Here is a 22197-nt window from a genome sequence, read left to right on the forward strand (position 1 = left end):
CAACACCTTATTATCATGTACGGCAAAATACAACAACACTTACAAAACGAATTAGAAACCATAGAGACGAATGGTTTGTTTAAAAAAGAACGCATCATAACTTCGCCACAAGGAGCAGAAATTACGATTGCCTCTGGAGAAAAAGTTTTAAATTTTTGTGCAAATAATTACCTTGGGTTGTCATCACACCCTGAAGTAGTGCAAGCTGCAAAAGATGCTTTAGATACGCATGGTTTCGGAATGTCATCAGTACGATTTATTTGTGGGACCCAAGATATCCACAAAACATTAGAAAAAAAAATCGCTGAATTTTATGGAACAGAAGACACCATTTTGTATGCGGCAGCTTTTGATGCCAATGGCGGTGTTTTTGAACCTTTATTAGGAGAAGAAGACGCTATTATTTCTGATAGCTTGAATCATGCCTCCATTATTGATGGGGTTCGATTATGTAAAGCAGCACGTTATCGTTATGCAAACAATAATATGGATGATTTAGAGCAGCAATTGATTAAAGCCAATGCAGAAGGAAGAAGGTTTAAACTCATTGTAACTGATGGCGTTTTTTCAATGGACGGTTTGGTGGCTCCATTAGATAAAATCTGTGATTTGGCTGATAAATATGACGCCATGGTCATGGTTGATGAATGTCATGCTGCCGGATTTATCGGAGCTACCGGAAAAGGGACTTTAGAAGCAAAAGGCGTAATGGGACGTGTAGATATTATCACCGGAACTTTGGGTAAAGCGTTAGGCGGAGCTATGGGGGGTTATACTACAGCCAAAAAAGAAATCATCGAAATTTTAAGGCAACGTTCGCGACCTTATTTGTTTTCGAATTCTCTAGCACCATCAATTGTTGGTGCATCCATTAAAGTTTTCGAATTATTAGAAAAAGACACTTCTCTTAGAGACACACTTGAAGCAAACACTAACTATTTTAAAAACGGTATGAAAAAAGCCGGTTTTGATATCATAGATGGTGATTCCGCCATTGTTCCTGTCATGTTATACGATGCCAAATTGGCTCAGACAATGGCTAATGAATTGCTGAAAAAAGGCATCTATGTAATAGGCTTTTTTTACCCGGTTGTACCAAAAGAAAAAGCAAGAATAAGAGTGCAATTATCAGCAGCACATACACAGGAGCATTTAGATAAAGCTATAGACGCATTTGTTTCTGTTGGTAAGGATTTAGGCGTAATTTAACATGTCGTTTATAATTCTTATTAAAAATAGTTAACGTTTCGTTTTGTAATTACAACAAAACACTATATTTTTGCAGTAATTAACAATTTATTGTAAACAAAACAAATCAAGTATGAAACATCTTAACAAATTATTTATTGCTTGCCTATTGATCATTGGCTTGGGAGCCAATGCTCAGGATAGTAATAATCCATGGGCGATAACTATTGGAACTAATGCTATCGATGGAGCTAGGGTAAGTGCATCGGAAAGTTTTACTAATCAATTTTCGGAGTACTTTAACTTAAAAGACTTTTGGAGTGTTGCACCATTTGTGTCAACTCTTGGAGTAACTAAAAATGTAGGAGGTAATTTTTCATTTGGAGTTACTGGGTCTTTTAACAAAATCACTAAATTCGTTTTACCACGAGAAAAACCAGCAGATTTTACAGTTGTAAATCCTGGTGATTTAATGTACTATGCAGTTGATGGTGCTATCAACTACAGCTTAGGAAATTTCTTAAACTTCATTGAGCCGGTTGCTCATGTTGGTGGAGGTTATACTTTTTTAGGAGATTACAGTGCAGGTAATGTAAATGGTGGTTTAGGTGTGAATTTTTGGTTTACTGAAACAATTGGACTTTCATTACGATCTACTTACAAGCATTCTTTTGCTGAAGAAAGATTAGAAGTTCCAACTCACATGCAACACATGGCTGGACTTACTTTCAAATTTGGAGGTAAAGATTCTGATGGTGACGGTATCTATGATAGAGATGATGAATGTCCTGATACATTTGGTTTAGCTCAATTTAATGGATGTCCAGATTCAGACGGAGATGGAATCCCTGATCATAAAGACGATTGTCCTGATACATTTGGTATTGCTCAATTTAACGGATGTCCTGATACAGACGGAGACGGAATCATGGATAAAGAAGACGATTGTCCTGAAGTAGCCGGTTTAGCTTCATTAAGAGGTTGTCCTGATACAGATGGTGACGGAATCGCTGATAAAGATGATAAATGTCCAGAAGTTAAAGGTCCAAGAGAAAACAACGGATGTCCATGGCCAGACAGAGATGGTGATGGTGTTCTTGACAAAGATGATAAATGTCCGGATGTTAAAGGAACTGTTGCAAACTTTGGTTGTCCAGAAGTTTCTGAAGAAGTTGTAAAACAATTGAATGAATTTGCAAAATCAATCTTATTTGATACTGGTAAATCTACAATCAAACAAGTTTCTTTTGGAACATTGGTATCTATCAAAAATGTAATGAATGAATATCCTTATGCTAAATTCAGAATTGAAGGGCATACAGATAGTACAGGTTCATTAGCATTAAACGAAAGACTTTCTAAAGAAAGAGCTGCTGCTGTTAAAGATTACTTAATCGCTAATGGTGTTGACGCTTCAAGATTAGAGTCTGAAGGATTCGGTCCATCTCGTCCGGTTGCTGACAACAAAACGGCAGCAGGCAGAGCTCAAAACAGAAGAACAGAAGTTGTTGTTATCAAATAATTTCTTTTTTAAATAAATTTAAAAACGCTCCGTTATTCGGAGCGTTTTTTTTATTTTTATACAATGCCTGAAAACACCTATTTACAAAAGCTTTCTAAAACCATCTTCGAAAATTATGGGAATGATTTTTCGAATCTTATTGTTGTTTTGCCTAACAATAGAGCAAAAATTTTCCTCTTAGAAGCTTTAAAAGAAGAGAGTCATCACACTTTTTTTGCACCAACAATAATCAGTATTGAAGCTTTTATTCAAGATGTTTCCGGACTTCGGTCTATTGATTCTATTGAGGTGCTTTTTGAATTCTATACAATTTATTGTTCCATAACTGCCAAGGAGGAGATTCAATCTTTTGAGCTTTTTTCAAATTGGGCCAAAACGTTACTGCAAGATTTTAATGAAATAGATAGGTATTTGTTAGAACCCAATCATGTGTTTTCTTATCTAAAAGATATTGAAGCCATCAAAAGATGGGATTTAGAGCCACAAAACAAAACAGAATTAATAGATAATTACCTTAAGTTTTGGCATAATATGCCTATTTACTATTCGGAACTTTATACTGCTTTACTCAAAAAAGGAATAGGCTATCAAGGGTTACTTTATCGTGAGGCTGTTGCTAACTTAAACCATTTTAGTAATGCTATTGGAAATAAAAAATATCTTTTCGCCGGATTTAATGCTCTTAATCAAGCCGAAGAAAAAATCATTCAAGAATTACTTTCTCTAAATATTGCTTCCATTTATTGGGATGCTGAAGGCACTTTTTTAAATGATCCGTATCATGATGCCGGATTGTTTGCCAGAAAAATTAAGAGTTCGTGGCGGCACTATAAAACAAACCCCTATGAATGGATTTTTGATCATTTTAAGGAGCCCAAAAAGATTCAAATACTTGGTACTCCAAAAATGATCGGACAGGCAAAATTAGCGGGTTCTATTTTGCATGACATTGCAAAAGAAACACCGCTTAAAAATGTGGCTGTTATTTTAGGTGATGAAACTATTTTAATTCCTTTATTGTATTCGTTGCCGTCAGAAGTTACAGAGCTCAACATTACAATGGGTTATTCCGGAAAAAACAATCCCGCTCAATTAGTTGTGAATAAGCTGTTTAAAATGCATCAAAATGCAATAAACAGAAGCAAGAACACTTATGTTTACTATTACAAAGATGTTTTAGAAGTCTTGAATAATGCTTTAATTGAACCTTTTATTGATGCCAAAAAACTGATAACTGTTATCAATGCTAACAACTATACGTTTATAACCAAAGACAAGCTTTTTGAGATTCAAAAAGAACCTAATTCTTTGTTTTTGCTTCTTTTTGAAAAATGGGACGCTTCACCAGCAGTTGTTTTGGAAACTATATCAGCCGTTTTAATTGAAATTAAAAATCAACTTTCAAACGATTCAGAAAGCAATAAAATTGCAAAAGCTTTTTTGTATTCTGTTTATAAAGTAATAACAAAGCTTACTAATTATTGTTCGAATCATGAGGCCGTTCAAAGCCTTGCTGTTTTGTACTCTATTTATAAACAAATAATTGATTTAGATGAAGTTTCTTTTGAAGGAGAACCACTTCAAGGTTTGCAAATAATGGGTGTTTTGGAAAGCAGGGTTTTAGATTTTGACACGGTTATTATTACTTCAATGAATGAAGGCACTTTTCCGGCGGGAAAATCTCAAAATTCGTTTATCCCTTTTGATGTAAAACGCGAACTGGGTTTGCCTACTTTTAAAGAAAAAGACGCTATTTATACCTACCACTTTTATCATTTATTGCAACGAGCCAAAAATGTATATCTTTTATATAATACGGAATCAGAAGGAGTGGATGCCGGAGAAAAAAGCCGGTTTATTACGCAATTGGAATTTGAAAAGCACCCCAATCATTCTATAACACACGAATTATACAATGCCGTATTGCCCGAAAAAGCAAACGAAGCGGTAGTTATAGAAAAGTCAGCTAGTATAATGGAACGCTTGGAGGCACTTTTTTCAACCTCACTGTCGCCTTCGTCAATTACTACTTATATTCGAAATCCGATTCAGTTTTATTTTCAAAAAATATTGCGAATCTCTGAAGTGGATGAGGTGGAGGAAAACATTGCCATCAACACCTTAGGGACTATTATTCACGAATCTCTGGAAGCATTATACAAGCCTTATTTGAATTCGCTGTTGACGGTTTCCATCATTGATAAAATGTTGGAAGCAGCAGATCAAGCAGTGCTGCAACAATTTAAAATGGTCTATAAAGAAGGTGAGATTACCAAAGGTAAAAACCTATTGGCTTATGAAGTAGCCAAACGAAATATTTACAACTTTTTGCATTATGAAAAGAAACTACTAGAAGCCGGCGATGCCGTTACGGTTTTGTATCTCGAGCACAACTTTCAACAAGTATTGATCGATGATCGATTGCCTTTTCCGGTAACTATTAAAGGAAATGTGGATAGAATAGAATTACGAAACGAAAAACTTCGCATTATCGACTACAAAACCGGTAAAGTGGAACAACGAAGCTTAGCCATTGAAACCTTTGAAGGTTTAACTCTTGCTATTAAAAATGACAAAATCATTCAGTTGTTGTGTTATGCCTTTATGGTGCAGTCAACGTTCCCCAATGTAGCGATGGAAGTGGGCATTATTTCTTTTAAAAATTTAAAAGCAGGATTCATGCCTTTTCAAATTAAAGAAGGAAAAGACGGTATTTCAAATTTAATTGATGATACAATCTTAGATAATTTCAAAACGGAATTAATTGATTTATTGCTGGAAATTTTGAATCAAGAAATGCCTTTTGAGGAGAAAACTTTATAATATAACTAAATAAAGAAGCAAGTGTTTAAATTACTTTAATAAGTAAAAATTAAATCTTCTTCAAGAACCCAAGTAAAACCGTTTTTAACTCGGTTTCATTTTCAATATGACTCATGTGTCCATCGGGAAATGTAACCAATTCTACTCTGGTTTTTTCTATTTGTTCCAGACTGTCATCATAGTTTAAAACACCATCTTTCTTGCCTAAAATCAATAAAATAGGATAGGTGGCAAAATGAAACAACACCTCTCTATCGATTCGTATTTTCATACCTTCTAAAGCGGCAACAATACCTTGAAGCGGTGTTTTTAATGCTTCTTTTTTCACCTCTTCAATAACATCGCTCAGACGTTCCCGATTGTCTTCACTAAATAAATTGGCAATAGACATTCTCACAAAAGCGGTATGATTTTGTTTTACGGCAACTATAGCTCGATCCCGGTTTTGTTTTCGTTCTTTGCTATCAGCTCTTGAAGTAGAATTCAATAAAGCCAATCCTTTTACAGCATCCGGATACAAATCAGCAAAAGCCAACGCCACATAACCACCCATGGAATGACCCATAAACACGGCTTTTCTGATTTTGAGTTCACGCAACACTTGATGTACCATATCGGCTTGATCTTCCATGGTGTGAATGTAACCCAAACATTCTGTGTAACCATGACCTAATAAGTCGATAGCAATCACTCTGTTTTTTTTAGAAAAATCGGCTATAAAAGCATTCCACATCGAAAGGTTTTCTAAAAAGCCGTGTAATAGTACAACGGCTGTTCCTTTTCCAATGTCGGTGTAGTTGATTTTGGTGTTTTTGTATAGTATGTTTTTGGTTTCAGGTTTCAAGTTTCGGGTTGAAAAGTTGGTTTGGCAAAGTAAATTATAACTAAATTAAAATCCAATTGGAATTAATTTAATTTAGAGGAATAAAGATTTGATAAAATAAATTTTGATAGTTACAGTTTTAATAAAAGATGAGTTTACGCATAATAATTAATTAAGCATAAAATATGTGATAAAGCAGCATTATTTTTTCCACAAAGAATTAAATGCGTTAAAATTTTTAACTTTAATAATTATAACTTAAAAATCAAAAGGTATGAAAAATTTGTTTTTATTATTTTTTGTATTCATGTTATATTTAACATTGATTTCTTGCTATAACGAGAAAAACGAAGTTATTGAAAGTACTATCGTTGGTGAAGAGTTACACCAAAACGCTCTCAATAGAAATTCCTTTAATCCTCCTGCGGATCATCCTGTAAAAGCTGATCATGTTAGAAGACCAAAAAGGATTAAAGGAAGTAGATGCCATTTACAAAGCAAGTATGCCATCTTCTAAAAATGAACCCTATTATGACAACTTGAGACAAATTGGTTTTATGTTGTTGATAAGTAACGGCTTAATTAAGGATGGTACTAAAGAACAAAAGTTGTATTATATTAATGAACAACTTGAATCCATCGCCAATCTTCCCAATTTTAATGACTTTTATTTGCTTTTAAATTCCTTGAAATCTGAGGTTTCTCTAAGTGAATTAACTGGATACTCTGATAAATTTTTCAATAAAAATCTTGCTCTTATTAATGAAATTGGATGGAAAAATGAAGATGAAAAAATCCAGAAAATTAGTGAGTTAAACGAAGCTTTGAGATTATTTAGTACTGAATAACATTTTTTAAAATATATCAAAAAGGAGAATCTTGACTGAGATGCTCCTTTTTTTTATGTTTATACTATTGGTTTATAAAAATGAAAGCAAATTTTATTTCCTACTCCTTAGATGAAACGTTTACTCATAAAATTAGCATGGCAAAATTATATGGCTAGACTGTTTTATAATGAAAGATTTATTAGTTTTAGTGTACAACTTTCCAGTCGTTTGTTCCTTGCGAGACAATAGCATGAATAGATTTTGTATATTTACAATACAAAAAATTAGAAACTGCTATCAATTGATGGCAGGACCAGCCCAACTTTAGTATAAGAAAATACCTGAATACATGCACAATTTTTTTTACTTTTTTTCAAAAATCTCGATGTTGGCACTTTTGCTGGCTATTTTCAGCACACAAGCACAACCCGTCCACAGCCGATTGTCGCATAAAAATGACACCATTGTCAAGGAAAACGGCAATAACAAAGAACTGACTATTCTGAATTTCGAGAAGAAAAAAGTAGCTGTTATTCGCCTGAAAAATAACCTCAAAGACGGCTGGCAAGAAAAATATGGTTATCAGGAAGTGTTGGTCGAGAAATCTATGTACAAAAATGACCAATTGCATGGATTGCAATCCCTCTATGACAATCAAGGAAAACTGAGAGAAAAGAAAGAGTATTGGTGGAATCCAGACACAAAAAAATCAGAACTTCATGGGCTTTTTGAAAGTTTCAGTCAAGGCACGAAATTAATGCAACATCAATATAAAAACAACCAAAAGAATGGCCCGTTCAAAGAAACGAACATGAAAGGGGTTGTTACTAGAAAGGGTTTTTATCATAACAATCTATTGGTGGGAAAAATTGAAGAATTTACCAACGAAGGTAAAAAAAGAAATGTGAGAAATTACAAAATCATTACATCTGAACTCGGCAAAGAACAGTCGGTGTCTCATGGCAAATTCATCACATATAAAGAAAATGGCAGCCTTCAATCCGAAGGAACGTATGAAAACGGAAAAAAAACAGGTAAATGGATTGCGTATCATCACCAACAACCGTATTTAGAATCGATTGTTCATTACAAAGATGATCAAATGCATGGTTATTATGAGCGTTACCATCCAGAAGGTTTTTTGTCCAACAAAGGAACTTACTATCACCAAATTACAGTCAACGATACTTTACTCAAAAACGTCAATGAAGGCAAGAAAGAAACCTATCATAAAAACGGAAAACCTCAGATGATGGAATTCTATCAAATGGGCAAACTGCAAGGTTTATGGCAGCGTTTTTATGAAGATGGCACGATACAAGAAGAGCGAAATTACAAAGATCATTTGGAATCGGGATACAAACGCTATTATGACAAAAATGGTTTGAAAATCCATGAAACTTTTCATAAAATCATCGTTGTTGATGGTAAAAAAACCAGTGTGAAAGATGGTTTTGAATACCGATGGATCAACGGCGTACTCATTTTGAAATCGGAATTCAAAGACGGTTTGGAAATTGGCATTCGCGAAACTTTCTATGATGACGGAAAGAAAAAAGAGGTTGTTTCCTTAAAAGAGGGATACTTTCATGGCGATTATCGAGAATTTTATCCCAATGGAAAATTAAAACGATTTGTGGAATATGAAATCCCAAAAAATGAAGCGACACCAAGACATAGAATTTTTGGTTGGTCCAAAGATTTTGACACACTGGGTCAGCTGACCTACCAAAAATTTTTAGGCTTAAAAGACAAGATGATTGTAGAAACCAGATATGACAAAAATAAAATTGTCTATTGGCAAATTCCGGATTTAATGGAAATGAATCATTTTCCAAATGGGTCGTTGTTGTCATTGAAAACATCCTCTTTTTATAACCAAGCGGCGGTGCATTTTTACTTTTACAGCGATCAAAAATTGAGAAAAACCATTTTCCAAGATGCTGAAAGCTTGACCACATCCATGGCCGATTTTGCCAGCGATGGCACTTTAGCTCATATTTATTTAGACAATCCTGACAACAATCCGCCGCCAGCCACCAAAACGCAAGTTGAAAAAGTGTCCAACCAATGGAATCCTGATTGGTTTCACAGTCCATTGATGACAGACCGATTGAAAAATGGCACTTATGAACTGAAATACAAGAATGGTAAGCCGTTTTTCAAAGGGCATTTTACAGACGACTTGCCCGATGGCGATTTTGTGATTTTTGACCCGATTCAAAATGACACATTGGGATATAAATATTATGAAAGAGGCATTCAAAAAGGTAACTTTCTTGAAAAATTTGGAGGTAAAAATATTACTCGAAAAGGCGATTTTCATGGAAACGGTTTTTTGAAAACGGAAGCTAATTTTCAAAAAAATGGTTTGCCCAACCGAAATTATAAAAATGATGAAACCGGAAAAAGATGGTTTACCGAAGAATTTCATGACAATGGAAAATTGAAATATTTTAGAGATGAAAACTCAGGTTTGTCTGCTGATTATGATTCAAATGGGATGACTGTTTCAGAAACCATTCTACTGACTGGAAAACCCGATTGGAAAGTACGAAGAAATTATCATCCGAATTCTAAACAAGTCAAAACGGAATCTTTTTATTATAAAAACGAACAAGACAGTTTGTATTTGGGCTATTTTCCGAATGGCGATTTGGAATTCAGTGTGGCCTATCGCAACAGCAAACGCAACGGAAATTATTTGGCTTACTATGCTGATGGTTCTTTGAGAGCGATGGGGTTTTATGAAAATGACATTCCAGAAGGGGAGTGGGTGCAATATAAAGACGGCGTCGCAGAAACTATTTTCTATGAAAAAGGGAAAGCGATTGTGAAACCAAAAACCCAAAAATGCGGTTGTTCGGATGATCGTTTGAGTAAAAATCAAATCAAATTTGCCCAAACGGTCGATGCGTTGGTTGCTTTCAATGAATTGCGTTATCATTTACCAGAATATTTGAAACCAGTCAGCCAACTGAATTACGGTTCTATCTTTTTCAGAAATTACCAATTCAGCAATGGACATCAAAGTGGGTTTTCGTCTTTGCAATTGTTGATGTTCAAAGAGTTTTCTTTCGATTTGCCCGCCAATCAGCAAGTGAGAATTACACTCAATCCGTGCGAAACGCCGGGTTATATTAGTATCATGGACATGACCGCCAGCTATTTTTTCAATAATCCAGAAGAAACTCGGGCAACGTTTCATCCACAGAGAATTGCCATCAGTTTGTTGAATAGCCCTCTCAAAAGTAGAGATGCCGACTATCCGAATTTTACGGCTCTGTTTGATACTAAAAGTCTTGAGTTTAGAGGAAGTGAACCCATTGCCATCAACTTTAGTGAAAATCCTAATGCGTGTTCTACCACCGGAAGAATTAATGATTTTTTGAATGTAGAAGTTAAAGTAGCAGAGCCTTTGTTTTTCAGTCAAAATTATAGAAATAATGAATTTTACACTTCAAAATATCCTAATTTTCAAAACCAATCTAAAGAAGATTTCTTTGGTTTGAATTGTTCTGAGGCTACTATTTCATTTCAAATTATAGAAAAGGGAAAAGAACTCAAATTTGATATTTTCAATGCGGAATTATTAGCAGGAGGTCTTTGGGTGGCAGGAAATTTGACTTTTAAAGTAACCAAAAAATCAGAAGATTTATTTGTTTATCAATCTGAAAAGGAAACATTCGAGTTTAGTTTACAAAATTTGAAAAAAGAATTTATTAAAAAAGGATTCAGTAGATTACATACCATTCATGATGAAAAACAAAACCATTTGATATTTCAATTTTATGCAGAATAAATTCAAATTACCAACAAAATTTTTAGTGGTCGTTTTATTCTTGACGATGCACTTGGGTCATACGCAAAGTCTTTGGGATATGTTATACAACAAATCTTATGATTTCAATAATTATGTCAAAAAGCATACTTCTGAGAAAAAATATTTGCAAGGAACCATTGAAATAACGCAATATAGTTTTAAAAATCAATCGCTAGAGTTATATCCTACACTAAATCAAAAAGTATTTGAAACTTGTATTAATTCCCTTGAAGATGAACTCAAATATAGAATTTTGCTTCAAAAAGCATTGGACAAATTAGAAGTATTGAACAAAGTGGTCAATAGCAGAAACAGTCGCTATTATGAAGATAATTTAAGTAAATTGAATCCAAAGCTATCACGTATTGAAATTGAAGTGGTTTCAATCGTGGGTCAAAAAGTTTGTTATCAGTTTTCATATGAATTCGACATTGCTTCACGCGAAGTCAAACAAATTGAAGTTAAAGATTACTATTGGGGTGATTTAACAACGGCTACATTAGTCAAGATGGACAGAAAACCTAGTGAATCACAAATCAAAAGCATTGAAGATAAAGCGTTCCAACAATTCAATGAACAATTTCTGTTGGCATCTAAAAATCTTAATCTAGAAGATTTGGATGATTATAACGAGGAACTTGAGAAAAGACCTGTTTCGAAACCCCTGGAAAATCAAGGTAATGTCTATCATAAAATTCAATTGAAAGATGCAGATTTTTTATGGATACATCATGGGATTTTGATACAAATTCAAGATTATGCGTCCACAACAGAAACCATCCAAGGAAGAGGATTAACCTTTTTCATTCCATATCATGAAGCACTTCCATATCTCAAGTGGATTCCGGAATTGTCTTTTATTGCACAAATTCCTGTGGTTAGAAATGAATTTCAAAACTGGAACGAACCCAATTTTGTGATTTCTAAGTTTTTCAGTATTAAATCTGAACCTAATTTGCTTGATTTGATGAAACATCAAAATTCTAATCAAAAACAGAAAATCAAACAATTACAACAAACGAGTTTTCAGGTCTTTAAAAATGGCGAAAGAAAGCAAATGAACAGGAATGTATATCAATTTGATGGCAACCAAAAAGTGTTGTGGCAGGAAACTTTTGATGATCAAGACAAAACGTATTCCAAAACGTTTTACGATTATGATGCGAAACAAAATTTGATTTCAACGACTGTAAAACTCAGAGCACAAAAAGATCGAACAACCCAATTTCAGTATGATGCCAAAGGTAATTTATTACGTAAACGCACGAGTGAAAGTCAGGAAATCACAGACACGCATTATTTTTACAATCAAAATGCTGTTTATTCATTTTCGCATCAAATTTTTGGAGAAGTGAACAGAACCATTGCACATGTTTCGTTATATAAAGACAAATTTTGCACAGACCATATTTGTTATCTTTTAAATTCAAACGGCGATGTGATAGGTGTTCAATCACAAAAATATATTTCTAGCCAAGCCCAAATCGGTCGAGATGCCAATGGTTTGTTGCGAGAAGCTCATTTTGATAATGACCGATACCATTACTATTTTGATTACAACGACCAACAGTTTTTGACTCATTATAGGGTATTTGAATATGCTATTCAGAAAAATGAAATGCAATGGTTTTATGAAGATGGAGCTCCAATTCCTTATAAAGTCACAAAATTGAATTCCAGTTATGACACCGTCAAAATTGAAGAATTGATTACTAGGGAAGGGTTTTAAGTAGTTGGTTTAACAAACAGTTTGGAAATTTGAAGAAAAAATCAATTACTAGTGTTGCATTGATTTTTCAAAATAGTCATAAACAAATAAATAATAAATAGTTACATGCTTTCTTTGGATGTGCAAATAGAAATTACAGTTTAAGTTAAGCGACATTTTTGTAAATGCTTTTAAAAAAAAGAAATAAAGTTAGTATTTAATAATGATAAGGTTGTGAAAATTAGAACTAAATTATAATCCAATCTGTGTTTAAGAAAAACGACCCACTTTCCTGTGAGTCGCCTTTAAACTTATTAATATTTAAACTCTTAAACCAATTTAAGCATTCATTAAAGATTCAATCTCCTCCACTTCAATCGGAATATTTCGCATCAAATTAAACGGTTCGCCACTTTTTTGAATCACCACATCATCTTCCAATCGAATGCCAAAACCTTCTTTTGGGATATAAATGCCGGGTTCAACTGTAAAAACCATATTGGCTTGCATCGGCTCATGTAATAATCCGTAATCGTGTGTGTCTAATCCCAAATGATGCGAGGTGCCATGCATGAAATATTTTTTGTAAGCCGGCCATTCCGGATTTTCATTTTGCACATCGGCAGTATCAATAAGGCCTAAGCTTAACAATTCCGAAGTCATGATTTTGCCTACTTCCAGATGGTATTCTTTCCAAAGTGTTCCGGGAACCAATAGTTTAGTAGCTTCATTTTTCACTCGCAACACCGCATTGTAGACTTCTTTTTGTCGTGGAGAAAACTTTCCAGAAACGGGAATTATTCGAGTCATATCACTCGAATAATTGGCATATTCTGCACCTACATCTAACAAAATCAAATCGCCTTCTTTGCATTGTTGGTTGTTCTCGATGTAATGCAACACATTCGCATTATTTCCTGAAGCAATAATTGGCGTATAGGCAAAACCTTTTGAACGATTTCTAATGAATTCATGAGCAAATTCGGCTTCAATTTCATATTCCATTACGTTGGGTTTCACAAAAGACAGTACTCTGCGGAAACCTTTTTCGGTTAAATCACAGGCTTTTTGCAACAAATCAAGTTCTTCACTTTCTTTAATCGAACGCAGCCGTTGTAAAATCGGATTGCTTTTTTCTACTTTGTGAGCCGGATAGTTTTCTTTCCACCATTTGATAAAACGGGCTTCGCGAGTTTCTGTTTCTACGGAAGCACGATAATGTTCGTTGGTGTTGATATACATCCTATCGGCATACGACATTACTTCTTTTAAAATCTTATGAAAATCAGTTAACCAATAAACGGTTTTAATGCCCGATACTTCAAAAGCTCTTTGTTTGGTAAGTTTTTCACCTTCCCAAACCGCAATATGTTCGTTGGTTTCTCTTAAAAACAAAATTTCTTTTAAATAGGCATAAGGAGCATCCGGAAAAAGCAATAAAATGCTTTCTTCCTGATCAACACCGCTTAAATATAAAATATCCCGGTGTTGGGCAAAAGGCAAAGTTGTATCTGCACTGACAGGATAATTATCATTGGAGTTAAACACGGCCACACTGTTTGGTTTCATGGAAGCCACGAATTTAGCTCTGTTTTTTATGAATAAATTTTGATCAATTTGGTGGTATTTCATAAATGCTAACGATTTGAATATTTCTCAAAAGTACTAAGTTTAAAAAAAATTTAAATGTAAATTGCAGGATAAAATTTCATATTTTTAAATTTCCAATTCTTTATCTTCAAAATAATGAGAAAAAAGTATTCCATTTTTATGCTTTTGGCAATCCAATTGGGATGGTCTCAACAAGCTACGTCGCCAGAAAAAGTTGCAACTGCATTACAGCAAAAAAGTAGTTTAGCTGAAAAATCATTGGTTAAAAATCTAACTTTTGAAAGTGTTGGACCAACTGTAATGAGTGGTAGAGTGGTGGATGTTGCAGTAAATCCTTTGGATCCCACTGAATTTTATGTGGGCTATGCCTCCGGTGGTGTTTGGCACACCAATAACAACGGGATGAGTTTTACACCAATTATGGACAATGCTCCAACTCAAAACATTGGTTGCATTGCTGTAGATTGGAAAAGCGGCACCATTTGGGTTGGTACCGGAGAAAACAATTCATCACGCTCCTCTTATGCCGGAATCGGAATTTTAAAATCAAAAGATCAAGGAAAAACTTGGGAAAATGTAGGATTGCACGACAGCCATCACATTGGTAAGATTGTAATAAACCCGTCAAATCCAGATCAAGTGGTAATCGGAGTTATTGGTCATTTGTATTCTAAAAATGACGAAAGAGGTGTTTTCAAAACAACAGATGGCGGAAAAACATGGAAAAAAACCTTGTTTATTGATGATGGAACCGGGGTAATTTCTATAACGGTTTCGCCAAAAAACTTTGCCATTCAATATGCATCAGCTTGGCATAGAAATCGAAAAGCATGGAATTTTTTAGGGAATGGTGCCACTTCGGGCATTTATAAAAGTGAAGATGCAGGTTCTACATGGGAATTAGTTTCAACTCCGGAAAGTGGTTTTCCAAATGGTGAAGGCTTGGGTAGGATAGGTTTGGCGGCTTTTGACAACGATGTGGTTTATGCGGTTCACGACAACCAATTCAAACGACCTGCAACAGTGGCTGCAAAGTCAACTTTGCCTGAAATGTTTAGTGTTCCCGGCGATGTGTTTGAGGCCATTCCATCCAAAGAAATTAATAATTATTTGAAAACATTTGGCTATTCTGAAAAATACAGAGCAGAAAACATCAAACATTTGGTTTCCAATAATTATATGAAACCGGCTGAAGCCAAAAGTTTTTTGTTGGATGCCAATAAAGCCTTGTTTGAAACCGAAGTTATAGGAGCCGAAGTTTTTAAATCAACCGACGGCGGAAAAACATGGAAAAGAACCCATCAGGATTTTATTGATGATTTCTTTTATTCGTATGGTTATTATTTTGCAAAAATTACGGTTGACCCATCCAATTCAGATAGAATCTATATAGGCGGTGTTCCAATCATTAAATCTGACGATGGTGGAAAAACCTTTGTTTCTATCAACAGAGAAAATGTTCATGCAGACCATCATGTTGTTTGGGTAAATCCAAATAAACCGGGGCATTTGATTAATGGTAACGATGGCGGTTTGAATATTTCGTATGATGATGGTAAAAATTGGATTAAGTGTAATTCACACAACGTGAGTCAATTTTACAGTGTCAATGTAGACTACCAAACACCTTATAACGTTTATGGTGGTATGCAAGACAATGGCGTTTGGGTTGGACCAAGTAATTACAGCTACAGTTCAGAATGGCATCAGGAAGGAAAATATCCATATGAAAGCATTATGGGAGGTGACGGTATGCAAACACAGATTGACAGACGTAATCCTAATCTTGTTTTTACCGGATTTCAATTTGGAAATTATTATAGAATTGACAGAGCAACTAAAAACCAAAAATACATTTCTCCTCGTGCCAAAAAAGACGAAAAGCCATTGCGATATAATTGGCAAACCCCAATTTTATTGTCAAGTCACAACCAGGATATTTTATATATGGGATCACAATACCTTCACCGTTCGTTCAATCAAGGTGATGATTGGACAGCCATTTCACCCGATTTGACACAAGGTGGAAAAGAAGGAAATGTAGCCTATGGAACCATTACAACCTTTAGCGAAAGTCCGTTTCAATTTGGTTTACTTTATACGGGAAGCGATGACGGATTGGTGCATGTTTCCAAAGACGCCGGAGCCACGTGGCAAAAAATTTCAGACAGTTTTCCAAAAGACCTTTGGGTTTCAAGAGTGGTAGCCTCTGCCCATCAAAAAGAACGCGTTTATGTAACATTAAACGGTTACAGATGGGATGATTTTACTTCATATGTTTATGTTTCCGAAAATTACGGACAAACTTGGAAATCTATCGCAGCAGGCATTCCAACCTCACCGATTAATGTAATTTTGGAGGATTCTGATAATCCAAAAATCATTTATTTGGGAACAGATAACGGTTTTTATATTTCATTTAATCAAGGTGCTTCATGGCAACTTTTTATGAATGGATTGCCCAATGTTGCCGTGCATGATGCCGTGATACAAAAAGAAACAAAAGATTTAATTGTTGGCACCCACGGGCGTTCTATTTATAAAACCAATTTGAAAAGCATTCAACAGCTAAACGATGACATCCTAAATCAAGATTTAAAAGTGTTTGAAACAACATCTATAAGACATTCTGAAAATTGGGGGAGCAGTTGGACAAAATGGTTTCCCGGAAATGTGCCTAACGTAAAAGTTGATTACTATGCCAAAAATAAAGGAGAAGTTGTTGTTGCTGTTTTAAATGACTTAGGAATTCCTGTTTATGAGGAAAAAATTCAAGCCCAAGAGGGATTGAACACATGGAATTATCAAGCTACAGTTTCAACAACCGGAAAAGAAAAATGGCAGAAAAAAGTAAAAGATGTAAAACTTAAAGCAGCTAAAAACGATGCTATCTATTTGATTCCCGGAAATTATACCATTAAAATGACACAAGGTGCCGTTTCACAAACCATTCCTTTTGAAGTTAAAAAAAATGAACGAACACCAAGATAATTAGAACCTATAACCCATGAAAAGCTATAACAGACTCAGAATAGTACTTTTATTTTTAACCTTAAGTTGTTTTACCAATGTAGTAGGTCAAAACAAAATGCCATATCAATTATTTGATAAAAACGGCAAAAAGACCACCTATGAAAAGTTATTAAAAGCAGCTACAAAGACAGAGGTTTTGTTGTTTGGCGAATACCATGATAATTCTGTGGTACATTGGTTACAATTGGAAATCACCAAAGACTTGTCGGAAAAGAAAGCTTTGGTTTTAGGTGCCGAAATGATAGAAGCCGATAATCAAAAACAGTTGAATCAGTATTTGCAAGGTGAAATAAATCAAAAAGCATTTGATACTTTGGCCCGACTTTGGTCCAATTATAAAACAGATTACAAACCTTTGGTTGATTTTGCTAAGGAGCAAAAAATTCCGTTTGTAGCAACTAACATTCCCAGACGTTATGCCAGTATGGTTTTTAAGAATGATTTTGCAGCTCTTGACCCATTGACCGACGAAGAGAAAACATGGATAGCTCCTTTGCCCATTGCATTTGACATCAATTTGCCGGGTTATCAAAATATGTTGGAAATGATGGGCGGTCATGCCGGAGAAAAAATGCCAAAAGCTCAGGCCATAAAAGATGCCACTATGGCTCATTTTATTATACAAAATTTAAAAAGCAATTCGCTTTTTATACATTATCACGGTACGTATCATAGTGATAATTTTGAAGGGATCTATTGGTATTTAAAACGAGAAAACCCAAGTTTACAACTTGTAACGATTTCAACGGTTACACAAAAAGATATTACCAAGCTTGAAAAAGAAAACCACAATAAAGCTGACTTTATTCTTGTTATTGATGAGGATGTGACTAAGACCTATTAAAATTTAGTTTAATCAATGCAAAACTGGTTTTAAATGGAGCTACTTTTTTTAGTTGCAACACTAGTGCGTTACAAGTTCTATTTTTGCTGCCAATTCATTAATTTTAAAAGAATTACTAGTTTTTAAGGCCCTACAAATGGTTCTTTTTTTTGTATAGATTTTTACAAAAACCCATTTTAAAATCTAAACACTTGTTAATCCTTCTTTAAAATCACTTTAAATTAGAACGAAAAGGTTGTAGTTATTTCCAAATAGCTGTAAATTTGTGTGCAATTTTTAAAAATTTATTTTACACAAACATTATGGCAAAATCGGCACTTTTGAAGTCTTCCATTGCAAAAAAGTATTGGATGGCTCTTACGGGTTTATTTTTATGCTTGTTTTTAGTAGGTCATTTGGCCGGAAATCTTCAACTTATTTTCGGAACTCCTTTGCAATTCAATGAATATGCATTGTTTATGACCACTAATCCTGCGGTAAAAATTCTATCTTATGTTACCTACATTTCCATCCTTTTTCACGTTATTGATGGATTTCTGTTAACCATTCAAAACAGAAAAGCACGACCGGTTGGTTATGCAAAAACTAATCCCAAAGCAAACAGTAGTTTCTCTTCCAGAAACATGGCCGTTTTGGGAACTTTGGTGTTAATTTTTATTGCCACACACATGACAAACTTTTGGGCAAAAATGCATTTTGACAAAAAAATGCCTTTGATGATTCAACCTATTGAACCAGCTCCCGGTATGAAAGCAGATTATTATGTTGGTAGAAGCATAGGACAGTTTTATCCTGTTGATCAAGTTAAATTGCCAGACGAGCCTGCTCCAATGGATGGAGTAATTCCAAAACAACTAGAAGTTAGAAATGGAACAGATATATACAATGTTAATGCAAATGTTAAGGTTGGAGAATTGTATAAAGACTTACACAAAATCACAATGGATTTTTTCAAAAGTAAAGAAAAACTTTTTGGAGTAATTCCAAACGAAGGTTTGTTTTTTACCATTTTCTATGTGTTATCCATGGCTGTTTTAGGGTTTCATTTATGGCACGGTTTCCAAAGTGCTTTTCAATCCTTGGGAGCAAATAGCCCAAAATGGACGCCAACGATTCATTTTATTGGAAAAGCATTTGCGGTTTTAGTTCCGTTTTTATTTGCTATTATTCCTTTATACATTCATTTTACTAAATAATCAACATCAGAATATATTATGAAGTTAGATTCAAAAATACCGGAAGGTCCAGTTGGTCAAAAGTGGACAAACCACAAAAATCATTTAAAGTTAGTTGCACCTAATAACCGTCCGAAAATTGACATTATTGTAGTGGGAACCGGTTTGGCCGGAGCTTCTGCTGCCGCTTCTTTTGGAGAAATGGGTTATAATGTAAGTGCGTTTTGTTTTCAAGATTCACCTCGTAGAGCTCACTCTATTGCGGCTCAAGGTGGAATTAATGCCGCTAAAAATTATCAAAATGATGGGGATAGTGTGTACCGTCTTTTTTATGATACCATAAAAGGAGGCGATTACCGTGCTCGTGAAGCCAACGTTCATCGTTTAGCCGAAGTTTCAGGTAGCATCATCGACCAATGTGTGGCTCAAGGTGTTCCTTTTGCTCGCGAATATGGCGGGATGTTAGACAACCGTTCTTTTGGAGGAACGCAAGTGCAACGTACGTTTTATGCTGCTGGTCAAACAGGACAACAATTATTATTAGGTGCTTATTCCGCTTTATCAAGACAAATCGGATTAGGTCGTGTGAAAATGTACAACCGTCACGAAATGTTAGAATTGGTAAAAGTAGACGGAAAAGCTCGCGGAATTATTGCCAGAAACCTAATCACAGGTGAATTAGAAAGACATTCAGCTCACGCTGTAGTTATAGCTTCGGGAGGTTATGGAAATGTTTATTTCCTTTCAACCAATGCCATGGGAAGTAATGTTACTGCTTCATGGAAAATCCATAAACAAGGAGCGTTATTTGCCAATCCATGTTTCGTTCAAATTCACCCAACGTGTATTCCGGTTCACGGAACCAATCAGTCGAAATTAACGCTAATGTCTGAATCATTGCGTAATTCCGGTCGAATTTGGGTTCCTAAAAAGAAAGAAGATGCCGAAGCGATTCGTGCTGGAAAATTAAAACCAACTCAAATAGCAGAAGAAGAAAGAGATTATTTCTTGGAAAGAAGATATCCTGCTTTTGGAAACTTAGTGCCTCGTGACGTAGCTTCCAGAGCCGCTAAAGAGCGTTGTGATGCCGGTTACGGAATTGAAGCAAATGACACCAATGAAGGGGTTTACCTTGATTTCTCGACAGAAATTAAAAGCAAAGGAAAGCAAGCCGCTTATGCTCAAGGAAATCACAATCCTTCTGAAGAAGAAATCATCAAATTAGGTAAAAAATGGTTGGAAGAAAAGTACGGAAACTTATTCACCATGTACCAAAAAATTACCGATGAAAATCCATACGAAACCCCAATGAAAATTTATCCTGCTGTGCATTATACGATGGGTGGCGTTTGGGTTGATTATAATTTGATGTCAACTATTCCAGGTTGTTTTGTGGCGGGAGAAGCCAATTTCTCTGATCACGGAGCCAACCGTTTAGGTGCTTCTGCTTTAATGCAAGGTTTAGCCGATGGATATTTCGTATTACCCTATACCGTTTCTAACTATTTAGCAGACGAAATCAGAACCGGAAAAATTTCGACTGATTTACCTGAATTTGCTGAAGCAGAATCCAATGTAAAATCGCAGATCGATAAATTTTTAAACAATAACGGTTCTAAAACTGTTGACCATTTCCACAAACGTTTAGGTTTAATCATGTGGAATAAAGTAGGAATGGGAAGAAACGAACAAGGTTTAAAACAAGCCATTTCAGAAATTGCTCAACTAAAAGAAGAATTCTACAGCGATGTGTATGTTCCCGGAACTTCAGACGAATTAAACCCTGAATTAGAAAAAGCTCTTCGTGTAGCCGATTTTATTGAATTGGGACAATTAATGGCAATGGATGCCTTGCAACGTAACGAATCATGTGGGGGTCACTTCCGAGAAGAATACCAAGATGCAGAAGGTGAAACCTTACGTGACGACGAAAACTTTAAATTTGTGGGAGCTTGGGAATACAAAGGTTCAGACATTTCAAAAGCCGTATTACACAAAGAAGAATTGAAATACGAAGAGATTAAAATTGCAGCTCGTAATTATAAATAATTAGCATTATGTCAACAGCAAAAAATATAAATATTACCCTGAAAATTTGGCGTCAAAAGAACACCAAAACAAAAGGTGGAATCGAAACTTACAAACTAGATAATGTTTCAACAGCCAGTTCGTTTTTGGAAATGTTAGACCAATTAAATGAGCAATTAGTCAATGACAGAAAAGAACCTGTTGCGTTCGATCACGACTGTCGTGAAGGAATCTGCGGAAGCTGTTCGTTATACATCAACGGACGTGCTCACGGACCGGATACCGGCATCACCACCTGTCAATTGCACATGCGAATGTTCAACGATGGCGATACCATTTACGTTGAACCTTGGAGGAGCAAAGCCTTCCCGGTAATCAAAGATTTAGTGGTAGACAGAAGTGCATTTGACCGAATTCAACAAGCTGGTGGATTCGTTTCTGTAAATACATCCGGAAAAACCATTGATGCCAACTCACTTCCTGTGCCAAAAGACGATGCAGACAAAGCTTTTATGGCGGCGGCTTGTATTGGTTGCGGAGCTTGTGTGGCGACTTGTAAAAACGGTTCAGCCATGTTATTTGTTGGAGCGAAAGTATCACAGTATGCGTTGTTACCACAAGGAAAAGTAGAAGCAACTGAGCGTGTTCTAAACATGGTTCGTCAAATGGACGAAGAAGGTTTCGGAAACTGTACCAATACCGGTGCTTGTGAAGTGGAATGTCCAAAAGGCATTTCCCTAGAAAATATTGCCCGTATGAACAGAGAATATTTGAAAGCAAGTTTGTAAA

General features: G+C 35.2%; 13 protein-coding genes. 11 read left to right on the forward strand and 2 right to left on the reverse strand.

All coding sequences use genetic code 11. The features are described 5' to 3' along the window. Positions 1-15: 15 nt before the first annotated feature. From kbl to B3L86_RS03235, 3 genes are all read left to right on the forward strand, one after another. Positions 16-1209 (forward strand): glycine C-acetyltransferase, encoded by a 1194-nt coding sequence (kbl, locus tag B3L86_RS03225; RefSeq protein WP_291114969.1) that lies wholly within the window; start codon positions 16-18, stop codon positions 1207-1209. Between the two features lie 112 nt (positions 1210-1321). Further along, positions 1322-2710 carry an OmpA family protein gene (locus tag B3L86_RS03230; RefSeq protein ID WP_291114971.1) on the forward strand — a complete coding sequence of 463 codons (1389 nt, stop codon included), beginning with the start codon at positions 1322-1324 and terminating at the stop codon, positions 2708-2710. A 63-nt stretch (positions 2711-2773) separates the two neighbouring features. Beyond that, on the forward strand, positions 2774-5533 hold the full coding sequence (locus B3L86_RS03235; protein WP_291114973.1) for a PD-(D/E)XK nuclease family protein: 2760 nt from the start codon (positions 2774-2776) through the stop codon (positions 5531-5533). Between the two features lie 49 nt (positions 5534-5582). Here B3L86_RS03235 and B3L86_RS03240 read toward each other — a convergent pair whose 3' ends face one another. Next, positions 5583-6377 carry an alpha/beta fold hydrolase gene (locus B3L86_RS03240; protein ID WP_291114974.1) on the reverse strand — a complete coding sequence of 265 codons (795 nt, stop codon included), beginning with the start codon at positions 6375-6377 and terminating at the stop codon, positions 5583-5585. 428 nt (positions 6378-6805) lie between these two features. On the opposite strand from B3L86_RS03240, the gene B3L86_RS03245 reads away from it, so the two are divergent. The 3 genes from B3L86_RS03245 to B3L86_RS03255 all read left to right on the forward strand — a co-directional run bounded on the left by B3L86_RS03245 (position 6806) and on the right by B3L86_RS03255 (position 12738). Further along, complete coding sequence (locus B3L86_RS03245; protein WP_291114976.1) at positions 6806-7204, forward strand: hypothetical protein; 399 nt, start codon at positions 6806-6808, stop codon at positions 7202-7204. Positions 7205-7535: 331 nt separating this feature from the next. Beyond that, positions 7536-10988: a toxin-antitoxin system YwqK family antitoxin gene (locus B3L86_RS03250; RefSeq protein WP_291114978.1), complete on the forward strand. Its 3453-nt coding sequence runs from the start codon at positions 7536-7538 to the stop codon at positions 10986-10988. After that, complete coding sequence (locus tag B3L86_RS03255; RefSeq protein WP_291114980.1) at positions 10978-12738, forward strand: hypothetical protein; 1761 nt, start codon at positions 10978-10980, stop codon at positions 12736-12738. The genes B3L86_RS03250 and B3L86_RS03255 overlap by 11 nt, the downstream gene beginning before the upstream one ends. A 318-nt stretch (positions 12739-13056) precedes the next feature. Here the strand turns inward: B3L86_RS03255 and B3L86_RS03260 are convergent, their stop codons facing one another. Continuing rightward, on the reverse strand, positions 13057-14349 hold the full coding sequence (locus B3L86_RS03260) for an aminopeptidase P family protein (RefSeq protein WP_291114982.1): 1293 nt from the start codon (positions 14347-14349) through the stop codon (positions 13057-13059). Positions 14350-14463: 114 nt separating this feature from the next. Here B3L86_RS03260 and B3L86_RS03265 point away from each other — a divergent pair, with 114 nt between their 5' ends. The 5 genes from B3L86_RS03265 (at position 14464) to B3L86_RS03285 (ending at position 22196) form a co-directional block, all read left to right on the forward strand. Continuing rightward, entirely contained in the window at positions 14464-17319 is a 2856-nt protein-coding gene (locus tag B3L86_RS03265; protein ID WP_291114984.1) for a VPS10 domain-containing protein, read from the forward strand. A 16-nt stretch (positions 17320-17335) separates the two neighbouring features. Further along, complete coding sequence (locus B3L86_RS03270; RefSeq protein ID WP_291114986.1) at positions 17336-18205, forward strand: ChaN family lipoprotein; 870 nt, start codon at positions 17336-17338, stop codon at positions 18203-18205. A gap of 302 nt (positions 18206-18507) precedes the next feature. Continuing rightward, on the forward strand, positions 18508-19401 hold the full coding sequence (locus B3L86_RS03275; protein WP_291114988.1) for a succinate dehydrogenase cytochrome b subunit: 894 nt from the start codon (positions 18508-18510) through the stop codon (positions 19399-19401). 18 nt (positions 19402-19419) lie between these two features. Further along, positions 19420-21429, forward strand: coding sequence for a fumarate reductase/succinate dehydrogenase flavoprotein subunit (locus B3L86_RS03280; protein WP_291114990.1), 2010 nt, complete (start codon positions 19420-19422; stop codon positions 21427-21429). Between the two features lie 8 nt (positions 21430-21437). Next, the gene (locus tag B3L86_RS03285) at positions 21438-22196 is read left to right on the forward strand and encodes a succinate dehydrogenase/fumarate reductase iron-sulfur subunit (protein ID WP_291114992.1); all 759 of its coding nucleotides are present in this window, start codon (positions 21438-21440) and stop codon (positions 22194-22196) included. Position 22197: the final 1 nt, after the last annotated feature.

Source organism: Flavobacterium sp. UBA6135, from assembly GCF_002428305.1.
Classification (GTDB): Bacteria; Bacteroidota; Bacteroidia; order Flavobacteriales; family Flavobacteriaceae; genus Flavobacterium.

What these genes read in the sequence shown, in the direction of transcription:
- B3L86_RS03235 (WP_291114973.1), top strand. Translation starts at nt 2,774, where the DNA reads ATGCCTGAAAACACCTATTTACAAAAGCTTTCTAAAACCATCTTCGAA.
- B3L86_RS03250 (WP_291114978.1), top strand. Translation starts at nt 7,536, where the DNA reads ATGCACAATTTTTTTTACTTTTTTTCAAAAATCTCGATGTTGGCACTT.
- B3L86_RS03255 (WP_291114980.1), top strand. Translation starts at nt 10,978, where the DNA reads ATGCAGAATAAATTCAAATTACCAACAAAATTTTTAGTGGTCGTTTTA.
- B3L86_RS03260 (WP_291114982.1), bottom strand. Translation starts at nt 14,349, where the DNA reads ATGAAATACCACCAAATTGATCAAAATTTATTCATAAAAAACAGAGCT.
- B3L86_RS03245 (WP_291114976.1), top strand. Translation starts at nt 6,806, where the DNA reads ATGTTAGAAGACCAAAAAGGATTAAAGGAAGTAGATGCCATTTACAAA.
- B3L86_RS03270 (WP_291114986.1), top strand. Translation starts at nt 17,336, where the DNA reads ATGAAAAGCTATAACAGACTCAGAATAGTACTTTTATTTTTAACCTTA.
- B3L86_RS03280 (WP_291114990.1), top strand. Translation starts at nt 19,420, where the DNA reads ATGAAGTTAGATTCAAAAATACCGGAAGGTCCAGTTGGTCAAAAGTGG.
- B3L86_RS03230 (WP_291114971.1), top strand. Translation starts at nt 1,322, where the DNA reads ATGAAACATCTTAACAAATTATTTATTGCTTGCCTATTGATCATTGGC.
- B3L86_RS03265 (WP_291114984.1), top strand. Translation starts at nt 14,464, where the DNA reads ATGAGAAAAAAGTATTCCATTTTTATGCTTTTGGCAATCCAATTGGGA.
- kbl (WP_291114969.1), top strand. Translation starts at nt 16, where the DNA reads ATGTACGGCAAAATACAACAACACTTACAAAACGAATTAGAAACCATA.
- B3L86_RS03275 (WP_291114988.1), top strand. Translation starts at nt 18,508, where the DNA reads ATGGCAAAATCGGCACTTTTGAAGTCTTCCATTGCAAAAAAGTATTGG.
- B3L86_RS03285 (WP_291114992.1), top strand. Translation starts at nt 21,438, where the DNA reads ATGTCAACAGCAAAAAATATAAATATTACCCTGAAAATTTGGCGTCAA.